This window comes from Nitrospina gracilis Nb-211, from assembly GCF_021845525.1.
Classification (GTDB): domain Bacteria; phylum Nitrospinota; class Nitrospinia; order Nitrospinales; family Nitrospinaceae; genus Nitrospina; species Nitrospina gracilis_A.
Genome location: NZ_JAKJKD010000001.1, coordinates 932,453 through 952,550, shown reverse-complemented (window position 1 = coordinate 952,550; position 20,098 = coordinate 932,453). Strand labels below are relative to the sequence as shown.

22 protein-coding genes and 1 tRNA gene are annotated in these 20,098 nt (G+C 56.9%); 12 read left to right on the top strand and 11 right to left on the bottom strand.

Annotated features, from left to right (window positions below; translation table 11 throughout):
- Nucleotides 1–7: 7 nt before the first annotated feature.
- The 4 genes from J2S31_RS04455 to J2S31_RS04440 all read right to left on the bottom strand — a co-directional run bounded on the left by J2S31_RS04455 (nt 8) and on the right by J2S31_RS04440 (nt 3,369).
- The gene (locus J2S31_RS04455) at nt 8–517 is read right to left on the bottom strand and encodes a hypothetical protein (RefSeq protein ID WP_237097860.1); all 510 of its coding nucleotides are present in this window, start codon (nt 515–517) and stop codon (nt 8–10) included.
- A 210-nt stretch (nt 518–727) separates the two neighbouring features.
- Entirely contained in the window at nt 728–1,309 is a 582-nt protein-coding gene (locus J2S31_RS04450) for a hypothetical protein (RefSeq protein ID WP_237097859.1), read from the bottom strand.
- A gap of 70 nt (nt 1,310–1,379) precedes the next feature.
- On the bottom strand, nt 1,380–2,615 hold the full coding sequence (locus tag J2S31_RS04445) for an outer membrane beta-barrel protein (protein WP_237097858.1): 1,236 nt from the start codon (nt 2,613–2,615) through the stop codon (nt 1,380–1,382).
- A gap of 187 nt (nt 2,616–2,802) precedes the next feature.
- A complete protein-coding gene (locus J2S31_RS04440) occupies nt 2,803–3,369 on the bottom strand; it encodes a hypothetical protein (RefSeq protein ID WP_237097857.1) in 567 nt (188 codons plus the stop codon).
- Here J2S31_RS04440 and glgC point away from each other — a divergent pair.
- Together glgC and J2S31_RS04430 are read left to right on the top strand one after the other, a co-directional pair.
- The gene (gene glgC / locus J2S31_RS04435) at nt 3,353–4,588 is read left to right on the top strand and encodes a glucose-1-phosphate adenylyltransferase (RefSeq protein WP_237097856.1); all 1,236 of its coding nucleotides are present in this window, start codon (nt 3,353–3,355) and stop codon (nt 4,586–4,588) included. The genes J2S31_RS04440 and glgC overlap by 17 nt on opposite strands.
- A gap of 24 nt (nt 4,589–4,612) precedes the next feature.
- The gene (locus J2S31_RS04430) at nt 4,613–5,794 is read left to right on the top strand and encodes an exo-beta-N-acetylmuramidase NamZ family protein (RefSeq protein ID WP_237097855.1); all 1,182 of its coding nucleotides are present in this window, start codon (nt 4,613–4,615) and stop codon (nt 5,792–5,794) included.
- A gap of 6 nt (nt 5,795–5,800) precedes the next feature.
- Here the strand turns inward: J2S31_RS04430 and J2S31_RS04425 are convergent, their stop codons facing one another.
- On the bottom strand, nt 5,801–7,213 hold the full coding sequence (locus J2S31_RS04425; RefSeq protein WP_237097854.1) for a sigma-54 interaction domain-containing protein: 1,413 nt from the start codon (nt 7,211–7,213) through the stop codon (nt 5,801–5,803).
- A 365-nt stretch (nt 7,214–7,578) separates the two neighbouring features.
- Here J2S31_RS04425 and J2S31_RS04420 point away from each other — a divergent pair, with 365 nt between their 5' ends.
- Both J2S31_RS04420 and J2S31_RS04415 read left to right on the top strand, forming a co-directional pair.
- Nucleotides 7,579–7,977: a hypothetical protein gene (locus tag J2S31_RS04420; protein ID WP_237097853.1), complete on the top strand. Its 399-nt coding sequence runs from the start codon at nt 7,579–7,581 to the stop codon at nt 7,975–7,977.
- An 89-nt stretch (nt 7,978–8,066) separates the two neighbouring features.
- Entirely contained in the window at nt 8,067–8,483 is a 417-nt protein-coding gene (locus J2S31_RS04415; RefSeq protein WP_237097852.1) for a hypothetical protein, read from the top strand.
- Nucleotides 8,484–8,644: 161 nt separating this feature from the next.
- On the opposite strand, the gene J2S31_RS04410 is transcribed toward J2S31_RS04415, so the two are convergent.
- Nucleotides 8,645–10,327 carry a TldD/PmbA family protein gene (locus tag J2S31_RS04410; RefSeq protein ID WP_237097851.1) on the bottom strand — a complete coding sequence of 561 codons (1,683 nt, stop codon included), beginning with the start codon at nt 10,325–10,327 and terminating at the stop codon, nt 8,645–8,647.
- Between the two features lie 289 nt (nt 10,328–10,616).
- Here J2S31_RS04410 and J2S31_RS04405 point away from each other — a divergent pair, with 289 nt between their 5' ends.
- The 5 genes from J2S31_RS04405 (at nt 10,617) to J2S31_RS04385 (ending at nt 15,729) form a co-directional block, all read left to right on the top strand.
- Nucleotides 10,617–11,063, top strand: a complete 447-nt coding sequence (locus tag J2S31_RS04405) for a GatB/YqeY domain-containing protein (protein WP_237097850.1) — start codon at nt 10,617–10,619, stop codon at nt 11,061–11,063.
- Nucleotides 11,064–11,167: 104 nt separating this feature from the next.
- Nucleotides 11,168–12,934 carry a DNA primase gene (dnaG, locus tag J2S31_RS04400; RefSeq protein WP_237097849.1) on the top strand — a complete coding sequence of 589 codons (1,767 nt, stop codon included), beginning with the start codon at nt 11,168–11,170 and terminating at the stop codon, nt 12,932–12,934.
- Between the two features lie 60 nt (nt 12,935–12,994).
- A complete protein-coding gene (gene rpoD / locus J2S31_RS04395) occupies nt 12,995–14,758 on the top strand; it encodes an RNA polymerase sigma factor RpoD (RefSeq protein ID WP_237097848.1) in 1,764 nt (587 codons plus the stop codon).
- Nucleotides 14,759–14,766: 8 nt separating this feature from the next.
- Nucleotides 14,767–14,843: transfer RNA gene (locus tag J2S31_RS04390), tRNA-Ile, on the top strand.
- 244 nt (nt 14,844–15,087) lie between these two features.
- The gene (locus J2S31_RS04385; RefSeq protein ID WP_237097847.1) at nt 15,088–15,729 is read left to right on the top strand and encodes a M48 family metalloprotease; all 642 of its coding nucleotides are present in this window, start codon (nt 15,088–15,090) and stop codon (nt 15,727–15,729) included.
- 149 nt (nt 15,730–15,878) lie between these two features.
- Here J2S31_RS04385 and J2S31_RS04380 read toward each other — a convergent pair whose 3' ends face one another.
- Nucleotides 15,879–16,058, bottom strand: coding sequence for a hypothetical protein (locus J2S31_RS04380; protein WP_237097846.1), 180 nt, complete (start codon nt 16,056–16,058; stop codon nt 15,879–15,881).
- A 255-nt stretch (nt 16,059–16,313) separates the two neighbouring features.
- Here J2S31_RS04380 and J2S31_RS04375 point away from each other — a divergent pair, with 255 nt between their 5' ends.
- From J2S31_RS04375 to J2S31_RS04365, 3 genes are all read left to right on the top strand, one after another.
- Entirely contained in the window at nt 16,314–16,664 is a 351-nt protein-coding gene (locus J2S31_RS04375) for a helix-turn-helix domain-containing protein (RefSeq protein WP_237097845.1), read from the top strand.
- A 244-nt stretch (nt 16,665–16,908) separates the two neighbouring features.
- A complete protein-coding gene (locus J2S31_RS04370; protein WP_237097844.1) occupies nt 16,909–17,361 on the top strand; it encodes an Hsp20/alpha crystallin family protein in 453 nt (150 codons plus the stop codon).
- A gap of 152 nt (nt 17,362–17,513) precedes the next feature.
- A complete protein-coding gene (locus J2S31_RS04365) occupies nt 17,514–17,864 on the top strand; it encodes a hypothetical protein (RefSeq protein ID WP_237097843.1) in 351 nt (116 codons plus the stop codon).
- Nucleotides 17,865–17,913: 49 nt separating this feature from the next.
- On the opposite strand, the gene J2S31_RS04360 is transcribed toward J2S31_RS04365, so the two are convergent.
- The 4 genes from J2S31_RS04360 to J2S31_RS04345 all read right to left on the bottom strand — a co-directional run bounded on the left by J2S31_RS04360 (nt 17,914) and on the right by J2S31_RS04345 (nt 19,983).
- Entirely contained in the window at nt 17,914–18,138 is a 225-nt protein-coding gene (locus tag J2S31_RS04360; protein ID WP_237097842.1) for a hypothetical protein, read from the bottom strand.
- Between the two features lie 70 nt (nt 18,139–18,208).
- Nucleotides 18,209–18,418 carry a hypothetical protein gene (locus J2S31_RS04355; RefSeq protein ID WP_237097841.1) on the bottom strand — a complete coding sequence of 70 codons (210 nt, stop codon included), beginning with the start codon at nt 18,416–18,418 and terminating at the stop codon, nt 18,209–18,211.
- A gap of 122 nt (nt 18,419–18,540) precedes the next feature.
- The gene (locus J2S31_RS04350) at nt 18,541–19,356 is read right to left on the bottom strand and encodes a sterol desaturase family protein (RefSeq protein WP_237097840.1); all 816 of its coding nucleotides are present in this window, start codon (nt 19,354–19,356) and stop codon (nt 18,541–18,543) included.
- A 183-nt stretch (nt 19,357–19,539) separates the two neighbouring features.
- Entirely contained in the window at nt 19,540–19,983 is a 444-nt protein-coding gene (locus J2S31_RS04345) for a hypothetical protein (RefSeq protein ID WP_237097839.1), read from the bottom strand.
- Nucleotides 19,984–20,098: the final 115 nt, after the last annotated feature.

Genomic DNA, 20,098 nt, shown 5'->3' with positions numbered 1-20,098 from the left:
TCCGCATTCACTTCACGTAAAATTCCACCATGAACAACTGCGCCGATTTTTTCACAGCGTTGGCCATTTTCAGTGCGAACTGCTGGGTGATGCCGGAAAACCGGTCGCGGTACTCGGGGCCGAGTTCCAGGTCCAGCCGGTGATCCTTGCCCTTGAAAGAATCCAGGTAATCGCTTCTCAATATAGGTTGGATCCACTGGATCACGAAGTTGGGCGCTTCCATCAGGCGCACCTCCAGGATGCGGCCGTCGTTGTCCAGCGACACCGCCATCAGCAGGACTCCGCCCTGCCGGATGTATTCGCGGAAAGTGACCAGCGTCCGCGTGATTCTGCCTTCCTTCGTTTTGGCGTGGAAGAAGACGAAGGTGTCGTCGTTCGTGTCCCAGTTTTTGAGACGGCGCAGTTTTTCCAGCTTGCGATGTGAAAGCTGAACGTTGCGCTTGCTCAACTCCTCCGCAGACGGCAACAGGGCTTCGACCGTTTCTTTCAGCGTGAGGTAACGGATGACCGGACGCATGAAGTCATCCGCCCAAGCCGTGGCCGCGATCCCCATAATCACGCACAGCATCAACGCCGCCGCAAACAGAACGCCTGTTTTCCTTTTTGAATGTTTGTTAGCCCGTTCCATCCTCAGCGACTCCTGAAAGCATTGCCAATGTCGGCCGAGCGATTCCCTCCCGCTTGACCGGCCTAATACCATTGTACTCCCCCGGAAGCCCGGAACGGTTCACGAACCGCTTTTGAAGACGACCTCGTACAACTGGGCAGCTTCTTTCACGGCATTGGCAATGACCCGGGCGAAGTCCTGGCTGATGCCCGAGAATTGTTCTTTCCATTTGTCAGCCAGCTTCAACGACATATCACTACCCCTCCCCCGGAACGATTTCATGAAATCGGATTTCAAAATCGGCGACACCCAGGTCATGGGTTCCATCATGGAATCGGTGACCAGCGCGTCGGCCACGGTGCCGTCAGGATTCAGGGCAACGGCGACCACCAGCGGACCATGACGGGTGATCTGAGTCATCGACACCATGCTCCGGATGAGCTTGTCCTGCTTGTCTCGGCTGATGTAAAACTTGAACTCATCTACCTGCGTTCTCCAGTTGTCGTAGGAATTCAACTTCTTTTGCTGATCCTCGGTGAGCTTGACCTTCTTCACGAACAGATTGCCCTTGGGCAACAATTGCGAGACGGTTTCACGCGTGGTGAGCAGGCGCACATTGGGTGTGACGTGCGCCCACACCGGCTGAACCAGAAGCCCGATCAGTAACAGAATGCTTGCAGTTAAAATCATTTTCTTCATCATCGTTTCTCCTAGGTTTTCATATGCCTGTATGGCAAAACCCACATTTCATGCAATGAAGTCCAATTCATGGTCAGAATCTCGCTACCAACTCCACAAAGAACGCGTTGCGGAAATCGGTCGGATTGCCTTTTTCATCTTCAAAGAAGGACCCGGGGCCCTCTTCGTCGACCCAATCGCGTCGGTACTCGAACCGCAGGTCGATCGCCGAAACCAGATGTTGCGACTGCGGGATCATGCCCATGCCCATGTACCCCATGAAATCGGGGGACAGGTGGAAGATCGGTGCAAAGGTGATCTCCTGCATGGTGCGTTTCTGGGAATCGTGCAGGTCCGGCCGGCCGCCGCGGTCGTCAAAAAAGCTGTACCGCACCGTGGTGGCGAACCAGCGGGTGAAGTCGTGATGCACCGTGGCCTGCCCGGCCCACCACTTCGCATCCTGGCCGGGATTCACCGTGGACAGGTTGTTGTCCCAGCCGTAGGCCAACTCCATGCCGATCAGCCAGTCCTTGAACGGCGTGATGGTGGCGACGAAATCCAGCACCTGCCGGGCGTCGTGATCGTTACCGGAGGTTTCCGGTCCCCACAGGTACGACCACTTGGTGTTCAGCCAGTAGTACGGCGCGTAACCGATCTGGAACAGGCCGCTGGTGCCGTCGTTGTTGTCGCCGGTGTCCTGCCAGCCGTTGAACACCATGCCGCGCACCTCCAGGTTCAATCCCAGGGGATAGGTGACCATGGCACCTGTCATCTTCACCGGCGAGGCAAACTGGTATGCCAGCGACTGCGTGGTCTGCAAAAGGAACGGCGCGTCCTCCGGCTCAAAACTGACCGGCGAGTTGATCTTTCCCAGGGTGAAGACCAGGCCGTTGCCAATGGGCGCCATCAGGTTGATGTCTCCCTGGTCCAGTCCGACTTCGGTTTCCACGCCGTCGTGACCGTTGTGCAAACCGACCTCCACCGACGCGTTCACCCAAGCCCAGTCGGAAAACCGGCGGGTGAAGCCGAAGGCGATGACGTCGAAGGCGAAGTCGTTGGTCTCGGCCGAGCTCTGGCCGAAGTGCATTTCGTTGCCGATGTCATGATGGCCGACACCGCTGTCGTTGTACTTGTACGAAGTCACGGCATAACCCGTGATCTGCGTTTGAAGGGCCGGGTCATCATACGCCTTGCCCGACAGCCGCTGTTGCAGGGGATTGACATTCAAATCCTCCAACGCATCCGCCTTCAGTTCCTGATCTTCCAGGTCATCGAGCGAAATGGGTTTCTCCGTACTTTCCGCCCAAACGGGACCGGGAACAAAACCCATTAAAAAAACAAAACAAAATATCAAAACAACACGAGCGTGTTTCATGAGCAGAATCCGCAATCATCAGGGTTCCAGAAATTCCAACCCGCGCCGGACACGGATAAACCGCCGCCTCCGGTGCAATCCGCAATACGGGGATACACTCCGAGTGCGTTTGCAATCGGGTCAGTGATTCAACAAGGAATTTTCAGGAACGCCGGGGAGGATGCTCGGGAAGAAAACTAAAACCTTGAAGGGAGAGAGGCGGGTTGGGATCCAGACACAACACCGCGTGCGCGGTGCGGATTTCCGCCGGAACGGCATTCAATGCCATCGAAAAGGAAAACCCAAGCCGTTGGGAAGGAGCCGGCTGGGCCGGGTGCGGGCAGTCGCTGGACAATTCGCAACGATCATGCAAGGCCCGCTGGGGCGTGTAATGCGGGCAGGGGTTGTGAATGTCGTGGCCCATAAGAGCGCAGTGCAGGGCGTGCACCCCGTGCTTTTTGGCAAACGGGGACTTCTCCATGGTGTGGCCGTGCGGGGATGCCGAAGCGGCAGAAGCCACGCAACACACCAAAAAGATTAACCCTGCGCTGATCCAGCTTTTGAGATTCATGCGGCGATTGTACACAATGGCCAAATCTGAAATCAAGTTGAATTCCCATGCCTGTCGATTGCTATTCAATCCAAAAGCATTAAAATAAGAACGGTTGGGCAATTCCCCTTTTCCCCTTTTTACGAACTGGAGCACAAACACGATGAAAATTCTGGGCATGATCATGGCCGGGGGCGAGGGAAGCCGCCTGTACCCGCTGACCGCCGAACGGGCCAAACCCGCCGTCCCCTTCGGCGGCAAGTACAGGCTGATCGATATCGTCCTCAGCAACTTCATCAACTCCCGTATCTACGCCATCTACGTCCTCACCCAGTTCAAAAGCCAGTCGCTCACCGAACACCTGCAGGAAGGCTGGCGGTTCAGCTCGATTCTGGCCGACCATTTCATCCTGCCCGTTCCGGCGCAGAAGCGCACCGGCGAAAGCTGGTATCGCGGCACCGCCGACGCCATTTACCAGAACATCAACCTGGTGCAGGACCGGGACTTCGATCTGGTCGCCATCTTCGGCGCGGACCACATCTACCGCATGGATATCCAGCAGATGGTGCAGTACCACACGGAAAAGCAGGCGGACGTCACCATCTCCGCCATCCCGGTGCCGTTGGACCAGGCGCATCAGTTCGGCGTGATCCAGGTGGACAAACACGGACGCGTCATCGGGTTTCAGGAAAAGCCGAAAAAGCCGACGCCCATCCCGGACCGGCCGAACCTCGCCTACGTCTCGATGGGCAACTACCTGTTCAACGCCAAGTTTCTGACCGAAGTGTTGTTTGCCGACGCGGACAAGGTGGAATCTTCCCACGATTTCGGCAAGGACATCCTGCCTTCGGTGTTCGGCGACCACGCGGTGTACGCCTACGACTTCGCGACCAACCGTGTGCCGGACATCACCGAGGAGGAAATCGGCTACTGGCGCGACGTCGGCACCATCGGCAGTTACTGGGAAGCGAACATGGACCTGCGCAACATAAAGCCGATCTTCAACCTGTACAACCGCAAGTGGCCGATCAAGACCACCTCGTTCGGCCTGCCGCCGGCGAAGTTCGTGTTCAATGTGGATGGGCGGCGCGGACAGGCGGTGAACAGCCTGGTGTCGGAAGGAAGCATCATCAGCGGCGGCATCGTGCAGGACTGCGTGCTGGGAAGAAGCGTGATGGTGGAAGGCGGGGCGGCGGTCATCAATTCCATCCTCATGGACCGCGTGCACATCGGTCCCAACTGCAAGATCAACATGGCCATCATCGACAAGGACGTTTTTGTGCCGCCGGGCACGGTGATCGGCTACGACCCCGCCGAAGACGAAAAACGGTTTCATGTAGACAAGGAATCCAATATCATCGTAATACCCAAGAGATACAAGTTTCCCTCATCCACATAGGGACCGAGCGAAAGCAGGCACACCATGACTCACGTCAAAACCGGCCTGGACCGTCTGCTGGCCGACCCGTTTCATATCCTCAAAGGCAGGCGCGTGGGGCTGGTCGCCAACCACACCTGCATTGCCGGCGACGGGCGCTACGGCTGGCTCCATTTCCAGGAACACGATGAAATCGAGCTGGCGAAACTGCTGGCTCCGGAGCACGGGCTCTACGGCGTGGCGCAGGACATGGAGTCGGTCGACTCCTCCGTCGATCCCGGCACCGGCCTCGCCATCCACAGCCTGTACGGACACGACGAAGCCTCCCTGCGCCCCTCAGCCGAATTGTTCGCCGATCTCGACACCGTGGTGTTCGACATCCAGGACATCGGTTCGCGCTACTACACGTTTATTTACACGATGGCGTTCTGCATGGAAGCCTGCAAGAAAGCGGGGGTGCGCATGGTGGTGTGCGACCGGCCGAACCCCATCAACGGTCACCAGGTGGAAGGCAATTGCGTGAGCGACGGGTTTCAATCGTTCGTCGGGCAGTACCCCATCCTCAACCGCCACGGCATGACGGCGGGCGAGCTGGCCTGCCTGTTCAACGAACATTTCGAAATCGGGTGCGACCTGGGCGTGGTTCACATGGAAGGCTGGCACCGCGACATGTGGTACGACGAAACCGGCCTGCCGTGGATGGCGCCCTCGCCCAACATGCCGACCGTGTCCACGGCGACCGTGTATCCCGGCATGTGCCTGCTGGAGGCGACGCAGTTGTCGGAAGGCCGCGGCACCACCCTGCCCTTCGAGCAATGCGGCGCGCCGGGAATCGATGCCTACCGGCTGGCGGAACGCTTGAACCGCAAAAACCTGCCGGGCGTGCAGTTTCTTCCACGGTATTTCAAACCGGGATTCCAAAAGCATCAGGGCGAGGTGTGCGCGGGGGTGTTCTTGCAGGTCACGCACCGGGAACGCTTCAAACCGCTCATCACCGGCATCGCCATCCTGCGCGCCATCTCGCAGGAGTTTCCTGAAGTGTTCGCCTGGCGTGACAAACCCTATGAATTCATCACCGACATTCCGGCGATCGACCTGTTGTACGGCAACGCCGAATTGCGGGAACGCCTGCTCGGCGCGGACCTCTCCCTGCTCGATATCGAACAGTCGTGGGAGCCGGACACGCAGGCCTTCCTGCCACTCCGCCGCGAATACCTGATGTACTGACCACGCTCAGTTCCGGTTTATAAGCCCCTTCAACCGCGACAGCTTGTAACGGAACGTGGACCGCGACAGGCCCAGCAGGTTCGCCGCGCGCGACTTGTTCTGGCCGCACTGCTGAAGCGCCTGCTGAATGATTCTGCTTTCAAACCGGTTGACTGAATTCTCCAGCGAAAATCCCGGGGGAATGCCGTCGCCCGTTCCCGGCTCGCGGGAATGGCTCAGCTTCATGGCCTCCACGATGTAATGGGGCAGGTCGTCCACCTGAATGGTTTCTCCCTTGGACAGGATCATCAGCCGTTCCATCACATTCTGCAGTTCGCGCACGTTGCCGGGCCAGTGGTAGTTCTTCAGCATCTGCAGGGCCTCCGGCGCGATGCCCTGTATGCGCTTGGCCATGTCGTGGTTGAACTTTTCCAGCAGGTGCTCGATGAGCGGCTCCAGGTCTTCCGGCCGCTCGCGCAGGGGCGGGATCGTGATCGGGTACACGAACAGGCGGTAGAACAGGTCGTCGCGGAACTGCCCTTTCTCCACCAGCGCTTCCAGATCCTTGTTGGTGGCGGCGATGATGCGGATGTCCGCGCGTTGCGGTTTCACCGAGCCCAGCGGTTCGAACTCGCGTTCCTGGATGACGCGCAGAATCTTCGCCTGCGTCGCCGGCGACATCTCCGTCACTTCGTCCAGAAACAGCGTGCCGCCGTAGGCGAGTTGGATTTTGCCCGGCTTGGCTTTTTCCGCGCCGGTGAACGCGCCTTTTTCGTAACCGAACAATTCGCTTTCGATCAATGTTTCCGGAAACGCCGAACAGTTGAGCGCGACAAACGGTTTGTCCGCGCGGCGGCTGTTGTAGTGGATGGCCTTGGCCACCAGTTCCTTCCCCGTGCCGCTTTCCCCCACCAGCATCACCGTCGTGTTTTCCTGCGCCACTTCGGCGGCCAGCTTCATGACCTGCATGATCGGCGTCGAACGGCCGATGATGCTGGAGAAGTCGTACTTCGATCCCAACTCGCCGCGGATCTTGCCGATCTCCATCTGCAGGCGTTCCTTCTCGCGCTCCATGTCCTTGAGCTCGGTGATGTCCTTGATCACACCCATGACGTAGGCGATTTCATTGGTCTCTTCATCGAGGATGGGGGTGTAGATGGTTTCCACCCACACCTGCTTGCCGCTTTTGTGCGGCAGGACCATGCGTTCTTTTTTCGCACCCAATTCGCCATAAGAAATGCGACCGCCCGCGCTGGCCGCCTCCCGCCAGCTTTTTTCAAAATCCGAGAGCTTCCAGCAGGCCTTGTTGATCACATCCTCGCGGGATACGTTGTACAACTCCTCGCAGGCATGGTTGAACAGAACCAGCCGGTGGTCCCGCCCCACGATGAAAATGCCGTCCCGCGCCGAATCGAGAACCTGATGCAGATCAAACTTCATTTCACTCACCTCTATAAGCGAGGAATATCGAAAATACCTTGATAAAAGGTTATAAAACCAATATAGGCACCCCGCAAACCGGTGGCTAATTTTCGTCGACTCGGTGGAATTCCGCCAAAGTGATAGTCAGCAAAAACAAGTACTTACAGAAAACCTACTCAATTTGGGCGGAATTTGGCCGGTTTTCGCCACTCTCCTTTTAACTCCCCAATTTACAAAGAGAATCAAATCAAGGTGTTACAGCCATCCCTCGGTTTGGCATCCAATTTGTATTGATTCTGGAATAGAGAGGATTTCCCGTTTTTGGGAATGAGCCTGCCTAAATAACAACATCACATACAAAAAGTGAGGATGGAGGTCTTTCCATGAAAAGCAAGAAAGCGGTTTTGGCGTTTGCGTTGATCGGTGCCATGGCGGTTTTCGGCGCCAACTCCGCTGGAGCGGAGGAGATGACGGTCGAACCTTGGTTCCTTGAGGGCTACAACCAGGCGGAAACGATTTTGGAACCGGGCACCACGGCCTACTGCAACAAGGATATTACGGTTCAAAACATGAGTGACAGTGAAGAAGCGCACGTACAGATCATCCGGGGCAACGGGGACAATTATGACTGGGATCAGATCGACCCCATGAAATCCCTCGGATACAAAAAAGACGGTACGTCGATTTTTTCTGGCGACGCTGGATCCCGCCAGCATGTGGATGAAACCCGCATTGTCAATGGAACCATGGGCAGTGCGAAATTGAAGGTGCTTTGCAAGTAAGTCAACTTTGCTTGGCTTGTTTGGCCTCACACTTTTAAACCGGGCCCGCGTGAGCGGGTCCTTCATTGGATACAGATTGGAGGTTATTCATGAGAGGGACGAAAACACTTTTTACCGGCATCGCAATTTGTTCCATGCTAGCGTTCAGCGCCAGCACGGCACTGGGCGCGGGTGAAAAGACTGTCGAGCCCTGGTTTGTGGAAGGCATGAACAACGAAGAAATGATCCTGGAGCCTGGGACCACGGCCTTTTGCAACAAGGACATCACCGTTCAGAATCTGAGCGGGGATGAAATGGCCCGGGTCCGGATCGCCCGGGGTAATGGTGACAATTACGATTGGGACCAGTTGGAACCCAATGAGACGCTGGGCTATAAAAAAGACGGCGTCTCGATTTTCGCCGTAGCCCCGGGTGAACGGGGACCGACCAAAGGCCCCCTCTTCGACGAGGCGCGCATCGTGAATGCCACGATGGGCAAAGCTAAGTTGAAGGTCATCTGTAAGTGAGTCAACGTCGTTTGGCTGGGTCGGCTTTCCGGGTATTAAAACTTGAAACCGAAGGCGTCAACTTCCCCAAAATCGGAAAGCCGGCCTGAAGTTTGGGAAGGATGGGTCTGAAAAACGGCCGGGAGACATCTCCCGGCCGTTTTTTATTTTGCTGAAAAAGCTCACTGCATCGACGCGGACACCACAGGCGGCGCGAGGATCGGCGGGCGCACGCGTACCTTCTTCGCGCCCTGCAACTCCACCTCACGCAACAGCACGCTGGGGGCGATGCTGGTGACGGGAATCGACCCGGATTCCGCACTACAGAACCCATTGAGCACTTCCCGGTCCTGCCCGGTGACCATGATCTTGCCGATCATTGAGAGCGGCGTGCCCACAAAATCAACACCGCGCACCAATTCCTCCTGTCCATCGGGATACACTTTGTAGAGATACAGCGGTTCTCCCTTGAACACTTGGAATCCACTGCCCTCGGTGTGCGTCTCGCCGCCGATGATCTTTTTCACGAACAGGCCGAAGGGCTTGCCCTGCCGCTGAACTTCCTCGATGAGCTTCTGCTTCAACGTCGCCGCATCCACCTGCGACTTGGACTCGATGATGAAATTGCTCATGCGCGACATGGGCGCGTGCACACCATCACCGCGAGCGTGGCCGTTGGTGTGGCTGAAACCCAGCACCGGCATGCGCGTGAGGAGAAAGTTCTGTAAGGTGCCTTTTTCCACCAGCACCACCTCTTCACTTTCCTGCCCCTCGTCGTCGAACCGGTAATGACCGAGCAAAGGCGTGCCCTGGAAGCGGGTCATCTCCGGGTTGTCCGTCACGGACAAAAACTCCGGCAGAATGCGCCGCCCGATTTTCTTGAGGAAGGTCTTGCCATCGCGGTCCTGCCGCAGGCGGTCGCCTTCCAGCCGGTGGCCCAGCGCTTCATGGAACAGCACCGCCGTGGCATCCGGACTGAAAATGGCCGGACCGATGTACGGGTCCATGCGCGGCGCCCGCTTCAACTTCTGCAGGGAATCGATCAGCCGGTCGGCCCGCGCCAGCAGTTCTTCCTCGGTGGGGAAAGCGTCGCCTGCCTGCAGGTAAACGGATTCCTCGTCATGCAGGCGGTCACCCTCCGAAGAGCGCACCCAGCCATCGATGACAATGCCGTAGTGCAGTTTGCCTTCACGGATCTTGTTGCCTTCGGAATCGTAGTAGTACCGGATGGTGCGGTTGGCGTACACCTCGACCTTGGACTTCTCGATATCCTCCGCGTGGTGGAACCGCTCGGAGACGGTTTTGGCCAGCGCCTCCCATTCTTCCATGCGCGGCTTCCATTCAGGAATCGGTCCCAACCGTTCCCGCGGCGGCTTGCCGGGGGAGAAGTCGGCGATCTCGTGGCTTTCCACCCCACTGATGAACCGCCCTTTCTTCTTCAGCAGGTTGACGATGGCCTGCTTGTAGCGCAGATCGGTTTCATACCACAGGGCGCGCCGGAGCGCATCGACGTGGTGATCCAGCGGAATCAGCGACTCGGTGACGTACTGATGGCTTTGCGGATGCGAGCTGTCGAACTCCGGCTTGCCCACCTTCACGTCCACAAACAGCGTCTGCTTCTGCTTGATGTCCGATTCCAGAAGCGCGCCGAAGGTGGCCACCACTTCCGCGCGGTCGTGATGCCGCACCTGGTAATTGATGAAATAAGGCGGACCAAAGTCGTCCACCTTGAGCTCTTTCATTGAGCGGGCCATCTCCTCTTCCATGGCCTGGAAAATGTTAGCGCCGTTCCCGGTTTCCGCATAGACCGGCAAAGCGGCCGCCACCCAGATCAACGCGAGGCTTTTCAAGAGATACCGTTTCAAGATCAATCAACCTCCCTAAATAACAGGAAATTCAACTTGCATAACAAATACAACCTTTTGGCGTACAGATTTTGAATTGTACCGCCGTCCCGGGCCGACGACAAAAATGTCTTGGTGGGTGCCCCCCATTTTGAGGGTGCTGTTTTTTCAAGCACCCATTAGCCCTAATATTATCAATCAGTTTCCGCTTATGTGTAGGAAAAAATCCTACAAAAAATTCATTTTGCGGGACATCTATTGACAAAACCCGGACCCGGCCCTATATTTTTTTGTTTATTTGAAAAGGGTTATGGGACTCAAAGACAAGCTCCTTCAGGACCTCAAAGAGGCCTTAAAATCAAAGCAATCCCTCAAAGTCGAGACCTTGCGTCTGGTTTCCGCTGAAATCAAAAACAGGGAAATCGATCTCCGCAAAGAACTGGAGGACGAGGAAATCACCGCTCTCTTGTCCACCCAGATAAAAAAAAGAAAAGAGGCCGCAGTGCTTTATGAAAAAGGCGGCCGCGCCGATCTGAAAGAAAAGGAAGAGCAGGAAATGGCCATTCTGGCAGACTATCTGCCGGAACAGGTGGGGGAGGATGCATTGCGCAAACGCATTCAGGAAGTCATTGCCGAAACCGGCGCGCAATCTCCCAAAGACATGGGAAAGGTGATGAAGGTCGTCGCACCGGAATTCAAAGGCCGGGCGGATGGCGACCGGATTCGATCGCTTGTCACGGAAATGCTGGCTGGGTGAACGTTCCCGTACGCCACAGTCCCACTCACAACCCAAAGGCAATGGAACCCCGGTAACAGCGGCGGTTCTCATCCATCAATCCTCGACAAGCCGGTCCGTTACCGTTGAAACAGCACATCCCGGAACAGGTTATTGAAGACGTACGCCAGCGGGCCGACATCATCGATGTCGTCAGCGACGTCGTTCACCTGAAAAAGGCGGGCAAGAACTACAAAGGCCTGTGCCCGTTTCATCAGGAAAAGACACCGTCGTTCACCGCCAGCCCCGACAAGCAGATCTACCACTGCTTCGGTTGCGGTGCGGGCGGCAACGTATTCAAGTTCCTGATGGAGACGGAGGACCTCACCTTCGTCGAGGCGGTGAAGAAACTGGCGGCGCGCTATCACGTCACCATCCCGGAATCCGCCCTGCGTTCCACCGGCGCCCCTTCGGAACGGGAAACCCTGCTCCACGTCAATTCGCTTTCCGCGGGCTATTTCGCCCAGAACCTGAAACACCCCCAGCACGGCAAGCCGGCGCGGCAGTACCTGGAATCGCGCGGCTTCGACGATGCAGTGATCGACGCGTACCAGTTGGGCTGGGCGCCGGACGAGTGGCGCGGCCTGCTGACGCACCTTGAAAAGAAGACCAAATGCACGCGGGCGCAGTTGGAAAAGTACGGGCTCATCATCCGCAACCAGGAAAAGGGTGTCGAATACGACCGTTTCCGCGGTCGTCTCATCTTTCCCATCCGCGACGCGCAGGGGCAGGTCATCGGCTTCGGCGGCCGCGTGCTGGGGGACGGCGATCCGAAGTACCTGAACAGTTCGGAAACCCCGGTTTATAAAAAGGGAAGCCATCTGTTCGGCATGAACCTGGCGAAGACCGCCATCCGCCAGCACGACCGGGTGCTGATCGTGGAGGGTTATTTCGACCAACTCCGCGCCTGGCAGGCGGGCATGCAGAACACCGTCGCCACCTGCGGCACCGCCCTCACGCCGCAGCAGGCGTCCATGCTCAAGCAATACACGCACAACGCGGTGCTGGTGTTCGACGCGGACAACGCGGGGCTCCAGGCCGCGGCGCGTGCGTTCGAGGTGCTGAAAGAGCAGGGACTCAACGTGTACATGGTGGCTTTGCCGGAAGGCGAGGACCCGGATTCTCTCATCCGCAAGCAGGGCGCGGGCGCGTTGCTGTCGCGGGTGGAACAGGCGCCGCCCTACATCCATTTCGTGGTGCAGAAGGCGATGAAAGAAGCGCCGCCCAAAACGCCGGAGGCCAAGCTCGACCTCATCAACCGCCTCCTGCCGCTTCTCACCAGGGTGACCAATGCCGTCGAGCGCAGTGAGTACGTGCGCCACATTGCCGAAACCGTGGGGGTGGAAGACCGGGCCCTGCTGGACGAACTGAGGAAAACGCTGGCACAAAACAAACCGCGCGTCAAAGCCCCGGTGCGGGAACAACCCGTGACGCACAGCCCGGAATGGTATCTGCTCCACCTCATGCTAACCGATGCCGAAGCGGCGGTGGAAATCCGCCGCTCGGTGCCCATCGAGGGGTTCCGCCGTCCGGAATGCCGAAAAACGGCCCAATTTCTTTACGAATTGATCGATGCCGATCAACCGCTTGCGCTTCACCGCCTGTTGGACCATGTTGAAGATACGGAGGTGAAATCGGTGCTGACCCGCATCGGGCTCGCCCCGCTCACCTTCGACAACCTGAAACGGGCGGTTTCCGACTGCATCCTGGAGATTCGCAAACGAACCATCCAGGACGAAATCAACGATTTAAGGCGGCAGCGCAACGAAGCGGCACGGGCCGGGGACGACGATCGCTCCCGGCAATTGCACGACCAGGTGAGGAAAATGCAATTCTCCCTGATACCCGATTGAATTATTTGCATCCTATTAATAGAAACCGTTGGAATTCATAAAACAGGAGAGTCGGACCTCATGTCGAATGCGGACAAAATCGCGGATGTTTCGGAAATCAACCAGCTCATCTCACTGGGCAAGGAAAAGGGTTACCTCACCTATGAAGAGGTGAATGACGTCCTGCCGTCGCATCTCGTGGCGCCGGATCAAATCGACGACCTGATGCACCTGTTCGGCGAAAATGAAATCGACATTGTCGATTCCGCCATGAAAGAGGACAAGAGCACGGAAGAAGAAGACGATTCGGACAAGGACGAGGCGGCGGTGGAGGAAAACATGACTGAAACCAAAACCGACACCGTAAGTATCGACGATCCGGTCCGCATGTACCTGCGGGAGATGGGAACCATTTCCCTGCTCACCCGCGAGGGCGAGGTCGAGATCGCCAAGCGCATCGAAGAAGGCCAGAACGAAGTGCTTTCCGCCGTGGCCAACTGTTCGGTGACCATCTACGAAATCGTCTGCCTCGGTGAGTCCATCAAGGAAGGCCTCATCAACGTGTTTGAAGTCATCAACCAGGGCGAGCCGGACGAGAAAAAAGAAGTCGATGAAAAGGAAGAGGTCAAGCGCCTGCAAAAGGCCATCCGCAACCTGCTGGCGCAGGAGAAAAAGGTGTTCCGCCTGCGCGAGCGCAATGAGAGCAAGCTCTCCGACAAGATGCGCGAGAAGGTGGAGAAGGAATTAACCGAACAGCAGAAGAAGCTGGAAGACATGGTGCTCGATCTCAACCTGAGCAGTGAGGTGATGGACGGCATCATCGAAAAGATTTACGAGATCGCCGCCCGCTTCCGGGAAGCAGGCAAGCAGGAGCGCATGATCGAAAAAGAGCTCGGCATGTCTCTGGCCGAAGTGAAGAGGCAGGCCAAGAACTGGACCAAGCAGAAAAGCGTCAAACTGCCGTCGAACAAGGTCGTCACCCGCGCCCAGTACGACAAGCACATGAAAGTCGCGCAGGCGTGCCGGCGCAAGATCAAGAAGATCGAGAAGGAAACCAACACCTCGAAGGACCAATTGCTCGCCACGGTGCGCACCATCGCCCGCGGCCGGGTGAAAGACAAAACCGCCAAGCGCGAACTGGCCGAGGCCAACCTGCGGCTCGTCGTCAGCATCGCCAAGAAATACACCAACCGCGGCCTGCAGTTCCTCGATCTCATCCAGGAAGGCAACATCGGCCTCATGAAGGCGGTGGACAAGTTCGAATACCGCCGCGGTTACAAGTTCAGCACTTACGCCACGTGGTGGATCCGTCAGGCCATCACCCGCGCCATCGCCGACCAGGCCCGCACCATCCGCATCCCGGTGCACATGATCGAGACCATCAACAAGCTCATCCGCGTCTCCCGCCACCTCGTGCAGGAGCTGGGACGCGAACCGACGCCGGAGGAGATCGCCGAAAAAATGAGCCTGCCGGTGGACAAGGTGAGAAAGGTGCTCAAGATCGCCAAGGAGCCGATCTCGCTGGAGACGCCGATCGGCGAGGAAGAAAACAGCCACCTGGGCGATTTCATCGAAGACAAGAAAGTCCTCTCGCCCATCGACTCCGTGGTGAAGAAGAACCTCAAGGAGCAGACGCTCAAGGTGCTGGGCACGCTGGCCAGCCGCGAGGAAAAAGTTCTGCGCAAGCGGTTCGGCATCGGCCTCGACTCCGAGCACACGCTGGAGGAAGTGGGTCAGGACTTCGCCGTCACGCGAGAGCGCATCCGGCAGATCGAAGCCAAGGCCCTGCGCAAGCTCCGGCACCCCAGCCGGTCCAAGAAACTGCGCAGTTTCATAGAGGGCTGACCACTTTCGGGCCCATAGCTCAGCTGGTCAGAGCCCCCGGCTCATAACCGGATGGTCCCAGGTTCGAATCCTGGTGGGCCCACCACATTCGCTACAGATTTATATATAAAGGACAGAAGGCCCGGGCGCCCCGCGCACCCGGGCTTTTTTCATGCCTTTTCGCGCAACCCGCCTGCCCCGTCCCCCCGATCTGCATCTTTTTCGCGCCCAAACAAAAATCTCACAATCCCCACATAAAACCCTCTCGGGCCGCCGCCATATTGAAGGCAATAGAAACGGGGCCTGTTTACAACGCTCCTTTCCATCTTGATCCATTTTTGAGTGAACGGATGAACCTGAACCGCCTGATGAAACGAAGCCTGCTGTTGATCCTGCTGACCTTGCAGTCCGCCTGCGCCGCACAAATGGCGCAGGTTCCCTGCGGACCCGGCGCCTGCGCCGGACAGAACCGCTGGCAGGAGAGCATCGACCAGATCGCCGCATCGAACTTTCCGGGCGAGGAGTTTGAGGGGGTGGTCTATAAAGACCGTCTTTCCAATGCGTGGACCACATTCGATCACCGCGTGCACATCACCGAAGACCTGTTGAATGCATTGAGCCGCACGGGCAAGCCACACCTGTTGAGCATCGCCGCACACGAGATGGCGCACATCGAGGCCGATCACTTTGTAGAGAAAGCGACGAAAACCTACGTGCAGTGGTTCAAGTCGCTGTTCGATCACGATACCTACAAAAACAGCGCGCGCCACGTGCCGGGAGCCATCGACCCCGAAATCGCCGCGATGAGCCGTGAGCATGAGTTCGAAGCGGACCGCCTGGCCGTACGCTACCTGCAAAAACTGGGATTGGGAAAAACCGAGTACGTGGATTTTCTAAAGTGGATGCAGGCGCACCTGCAGGACGCACCACAGACGGAATCCGCCAGCCACCCGTCGTTCGCCGAGCGCATCACGCGCATCGAATCGTTGTAAAGACAACCGGTGTGGCCAATTCCCGTAGAAGCCGAAGAGAACGATCCAGAGCGGTATCAGCAAATAAAAAAGAGGCCGGTTTTTCGCCGGCCTCTTTCGTTTTTGTCTGGGATCCGATCCGGGTGAGCCGAGGCGCTCACTCCTTATATTCAATCCATGCGGCCTTCGTTGAAATCGTGTTCTGGATATTTGTAGAGACTTTTGTCTCCATTTTTATAATCACCGGATTGAGAGGGGGCCGCCTGGTTGGGGGCAACCGTGGCGCAACCCGTTCCCAAAACGAAGACCAGCAGAATACACAACAGCCAACCACTCCATCGCTTCACCATCGGGCACCTCCGCCCTGTGCGGGCCGTACGGGGTTCATGAATGTCTAATATCAATATTATGAGCTTTGGTGAATGCCGCAACAGGCAAAAGCGCGCAAAAAAACAGAAAAAACAAGAGGGCTGATTTTTATAGTTTTTAACTATAAAAATTCACGCCGAAATATCTGACTTGCGAGAGAATCCGGAAGCAATATCAAAACTCGCATGGATAAGAACATCCTGAGGTCAGGTTTCGAAAACCACAAAATTCGACGCATGGGATTCACAGACGCGTTCAACCGCATCCGCCTCGAAACCGACTTGCAGACGCAGGAACAACTGGCGCGGTTTCTCGAAATCCGGCAAAGCTCCGTCTCCGGCGCCAAAAAACGGGGGCGCTTCCCCACCGCCTGGGCGGAAAAAATCAGCCGCCATTACAACCTGCGCTATGAATGGATCATGGAAGGTCACGAGCCCAAGCGGCTGGTGCCGGGCATGACCCCGGGTGAGATCCAGCAGTTGGTGGATCGGTTCTGGTGGGTTCTGCTTCATGCCTCCGACGCCGGGCGCACCCGGGTGAAAGAAGCGGTGGAAACGGCTTACCGCGAAGTCCGTGAAAGCAGGTGACCGCCCGCACGCCCCCGCATGGCCAATTTCCGCCCCCTCCCGCGTGCTTGTCTGCAATGCCGCCGCCCCCCGAAAACAATTCATTTTTAAGCCCGTACCGGCTCGCATAAAAAAAATTTGCGGCTGGCTTGACACGTCCGCGAAACGTCTTATTTATTGAACAAGAGATGCGAGGCTCCTCGGTACCGAATCCTCCATTCTGGACCCAAGCATTGCGTGAACCCGTATCCTTTGGAGGATGATCATGACCAAGATTGTGAGTTACAAACCCAAAACCTACATGGACAAGTTTTTTGAAGATGCCGACTGGTTCGGCCAGATGAACCCGTGGGCTCCGTTGTGGGAACCCGTCTCCAAGGCGCAGGAATCCCTGCGTTGCAACATCGAGGAAAAAGAAGACCGTTATATCCTGACTGCGGCCGTTCCGGGCTGGAAGCAGGAGGAAATCGATGTCGGTATCCACGATGGTTATCTGACCATCAAGGGCAACCACCAATCGGAGAGCAAAACCGAAGATGAGAAGTATCACCTGAGGGAGTTCAGCCACACCAGGTTTGAACGTTCCTTCACTCTGGGCGATGGCATCGACCCCGAGAAGGTCGAGGCCAAGCTGGAGCACGGCGTGTTGACCGTCATGCTTCCGAAAAAGGAAGATATGAAGCCGCGCTCGGTAAAAGTTCAGGTCAACAACGCGTAACCTCCCCAATCCAAGCCTGCGTTTCCCAATGGAAACGCGGGCTTTTTTTTCTCCGGATTTCTTCATATAATGAGGTCAGGAATCGGCGGGCCTCCCGGCCCCGCCCTCCGCCCCATTGCCAACCCCGCAGAAATTAGAATGGAAGGAACCGAATGAAATCGCTGGCATCCATCAATGCGAAGGATATCGAAACCATCAAGATGGCCTTGAACGACGCCATTTCGGATATCAACATGGAACTGAAAACGGACCTGCCCGAAAGGAAGAAGCGGGACATCATGGAGTACAAAGCGAAGTACAGCCGCGTTTATGACAAACTGCGCGCCAACCCTTCCATATACGCCCTGGTGGAGCATGAGTTGGACATCGCCGCCGGCGGCCTGAACGACGCCATCGAACTGCTGGAAGAAAACATGACGGACGACCTGGACGAGCAGGAGAAACAGGACATCCAGGAATACAAAAACGAGTGCGAGCGGTTGATCGATATTCTGGCGAGTTGACTTCGAGTCCGGGCCGGGCGCGGCCCTTCCCCGTTTCGGCGGGACCTGCCTAAAAATTCACGTAATATCCGTAAGCGAACATCCAGCCCGTCACCCCGGCCCCTGCGGCCATGCAGAGGATCCAGGCCTTCTTGCTGTTGCGCGGCAGGTTCGGCGAGTCTTCGTACATCCAGGCGGAGTGGATCATCATGCCCATGAAAAAGGATATGAATACAAACGCGATCCCCATGATGATGAACATGATGGGGCTGAATTCCATGTTGCTCGTACCCACAATTCCACTCCGTAATTCCTGACCTGTTGAAGATCGCCTCTTCCGCGGCTTCGGCGGCGGAAACCCCGGATCAAAACAAAAATCCGGACTGCGCGATGCCGAGTGCCTCCAGCAGTTTTCCCAGTCCGGCAATGAGCAAGCCGATGACGACCAGCCCCCCGGCCACACCGGCCATGATGGTGAAAAATTCTTTTTTCGTGCGTGTCTGTCGGAGCCAACTGATGACGACCGTCAGCACCAGCACGACAATGAAACTGATCCAGTAATACCTGACGGACATTGGAAAATTGTATCAGGGATGAATCGGACAATGGGAAAAAATCCGACACGGGCCCAAGCCCGCCGGCAAGCCTGCAACAGGGCCCGGCCGGGCACCTTTAAGCCCACATGGGCTTGTTGATGTCACGGTGAGGGCCGGGGCGGCGCGCCCTGCGGGGCGGCGGACAGCGGGAGCATCACCACCCGGCGGAAGGTCAACTGCTCCGGCCGCTTGTATTGCGGTACCCCGATCACGATCTCCGGCTGGGCTTTCTGTGCATCGGCGATGTACGTTCCCAGCATGCGGTCCCAGATGGAAAGGTTGAAGCCGTAGTTGGAGTTGGTCTCCCGCATCACTTCCGAATGATGAATGCGGTGCATGTCCGGCGTCACGATCAGGCGGCGAAGTGCGCGGTCCAGCGGCTCCGGCAGGTAAATATTGGAATGAGTGAACTGCGCCATGCCGTTCAGCACCGCTTCAAAGAGGATCACCGCCAGCACCGACGGCCCGATCGCCAGCACCAGCCCCATCTTGAACAGCATCGACCCCAGAATTTCCACCGGATGAAACCGCAGGGCGGACGACACGTCCAAATCCAGATCGGAATGGTGCACGATGTGGAACCGCCAGAAGAAGGGAATCATGTGCACCACGACGTGTTGCAGGTAGATCATGAAATCGAAGAACACGACGGTGAGAACAACCTCGATCCACACGGGCCAGTCCAGAAAATTGAACAAGCCCCATCCGCGTTCGGCGGCGAAGGCGGCCGTGCCCACGGCGGCGGTGCTGAGAAACAGCTTCACCAGGACGATGTTCACCCCCGTCAGGCCGAGGTTGATGCCCAGCCGCCTCAGCTTGGAATCCACCGTCGGGTGGCGCGGAATCATCCACTCCAGTCCGAGCAGGAACACGAACACTCCCAGAAAAATGGCAAAGCGGATTTGATCGACGTTCATGGCGAACCTCTTTGGGAGCGAGACCCTTGCACAGCCTGACTAAGGAACCAGCGCATCGATTCTTCACTTCGTTCAGAATGACCGATCCCGTGCCAGCCTGTCATTCTGAAGAACCGTAGTTGACGAAGAGTCTCCGGGCCCACTAAAAAAGACCCTTTGGGGCACAGGGGGTTTCCCGGCGCGTCACACCGGTTCCTGCTGGCGCACGAGGTTGACCACGCCCTGAATCATGAGGCCGATAAACCAAAAAGCGGAAAACCCGATCATCCACAATCCAAATATATTGAACCAGTACTGGTAGGGTGTGTAGTCGATGGACTCGTGGTAGATTTTGCTGATCTTCCCTTTCTCCACCTCTGAGGCCTTCATGTAGGTCTGGTAAAACGGGTGTTCGGCTTTCTTCGCCGCCTTCACTTTTTCTTCGTAAGGCAGGCGCAGAAACTCACCGACCTGGATCGCGTTTTCCTTGAAGAACAGGCGCATGCGTTTCAGTTCGTCGCTGTCGGGTGGATTGGCCATGGCGTACCAGACGGTCACAGCCGTAGCCAGAAAGAGCGATGTCCAGAGAGAAATTTTACCAACAAGCCGGTCGAGCTTGTCATCGAGTTCCTGCGGGGTTTCTTCCATAAGTCGCGGTCGTTTGTGAGTGTTTTAAAAGAGGTCCAGTTTGAACTGTTATTTTATCCCATTCACGTAATTTCCGGCAGGGTCTTTCACCTCATTTCGGTGAAATTCCGGCAAT

Bases quoted from the DNA above. Each gene is read 5' to 3' on its own strand.
- J2S31_RS04455 (WP_237097860.1), bottom strand. From the start codon at position 517: ATGCGTCCGGTCATCCGTTACCTCACGCTGAAAGAAACGGTCGAAGCC.
- J2S31_RS04450 (WP_237097859.1), bottom strand. From the start codon at position 1,309: ATGATGAAGAAAATGATTTTAACTGCAAGCATTCTGTTACTGATCGGG.
- J2S31_RS04445 (WP_237097858.1), bottom strand. From the start codon at position 2,615: ATGGGTTTTGTTCCCGGTCCCGTTTGGGCGGAAAGTACGGAGAAACCC.
- glgC (WP_237097856.1), top strand. From the start codon at position 3,353: ATGAAAATTCTGGGCATGATCATGGCCGGGGGCGAGGGAAGCCGCCTG.
- J2S31_RS04440 (WP_237097857.1), bottom strand. From the start codon at position 3,369: ATGCCCAGAATTTTCATCGTGTTTGTGCTCCAGTTCGTAAAAAGGGGA.
- J2S31_RS04430 (WP_237097855.1), top strand. From the start codon at position 4,613: ATGACTCACGTCAAAACCGGCCTGGACCGTCTGCTGGCCGACCCGTTT.
- J2S31_RS04425 (WP_237097854.1), bottom strand. From the start codon at position 7,213: ATGAAGTTTGATCTGCATCAGGTTCTCGATTCGGCGCGGGACGGCATT.
- J2S31_RS04420 (WP_237097853.1), top strand. From the start codon at position 7,579: ATGAAAAGCAAGAAAGCGGTTTTGGCGTTTGCGTTGATCGGTGCCATG.
- J2S31_RS04415 (WP_237097852.1), top strand. From the start codon at position 8,067: ATGAGAGGGACGAAAACACTTTTTACCGGCATCGCAATTTGTTCCATG.
- J2S31_RS04405 (WP_237097850.1), top strand. From the start codon at position 10,617: ATGGGACTCAAAGACAAGCTCCTTCAGGACCTCAAAGAGGCCTTAAAA.
- rpoD (WP_237097848.1), top strand. From the start codon at position 12,995: ATGTCGAATGCGGACAAAATCGCGGATGTTTCGGAAATCAACCAGCTC.
- J2S31_RS04385 (WP_237097847.1), top strand. From the start codon at position 15,088: ATGAACCTGAACCGCCTGATGAAACGAAGCCTGCTGTTGATCCTGCTG.
- J2S31_RS04380 (WP_237097846.1), bottom strand. From the start codon at position 16,058: ATGGTGAAGCGATGGAGTGGTTGGCTGTTGTGTATTCTGCTGGTCTTC.
- J2S31_RS04375 (WP_237097845.1), top strand. From the start codon at position 16,314: ATGGGATTCACAGACGCGTTCAACCGCATCCGCCTCGAAACCGACTTG.
- J2S31_RS04370 (WP_237097844.1), top strand. From the start codon at position 16,909: ATGACCAAGATTGTGAGTTACAAACCCAAAACCTACATGGACAAGTTT.
- J2S31_RS04365 (WP_237097843.1), top strand. From the start codon at position 17,514: ATGAAATCGCTGGCATCCATCAATGCGAAGGATATCGAAACCATCAAG.
- J2S31_RS04355 (WP_237097841.1), bottom strand. From the start codon at position 18,418: ATGTCCGTCAGGTATTACTGGATCAGTTTCATTGTCGTGCTGGTGCTG.
- J2S31_RS04350 (WP_237097840.1), bottom strand. From the start codon at position 19,356: ATGAACGTCGATCAAATCCGCTTTGCCATTTTTCTGGGAGTGTTCGTG.
- J2S31_RS04345 (WP_237097839.1), bottom strand. From the start codon at position 19,983: ATGGAAGAAACCCCGCAGGAACTCGATGACAAGCTCGACCGGCTTGTT.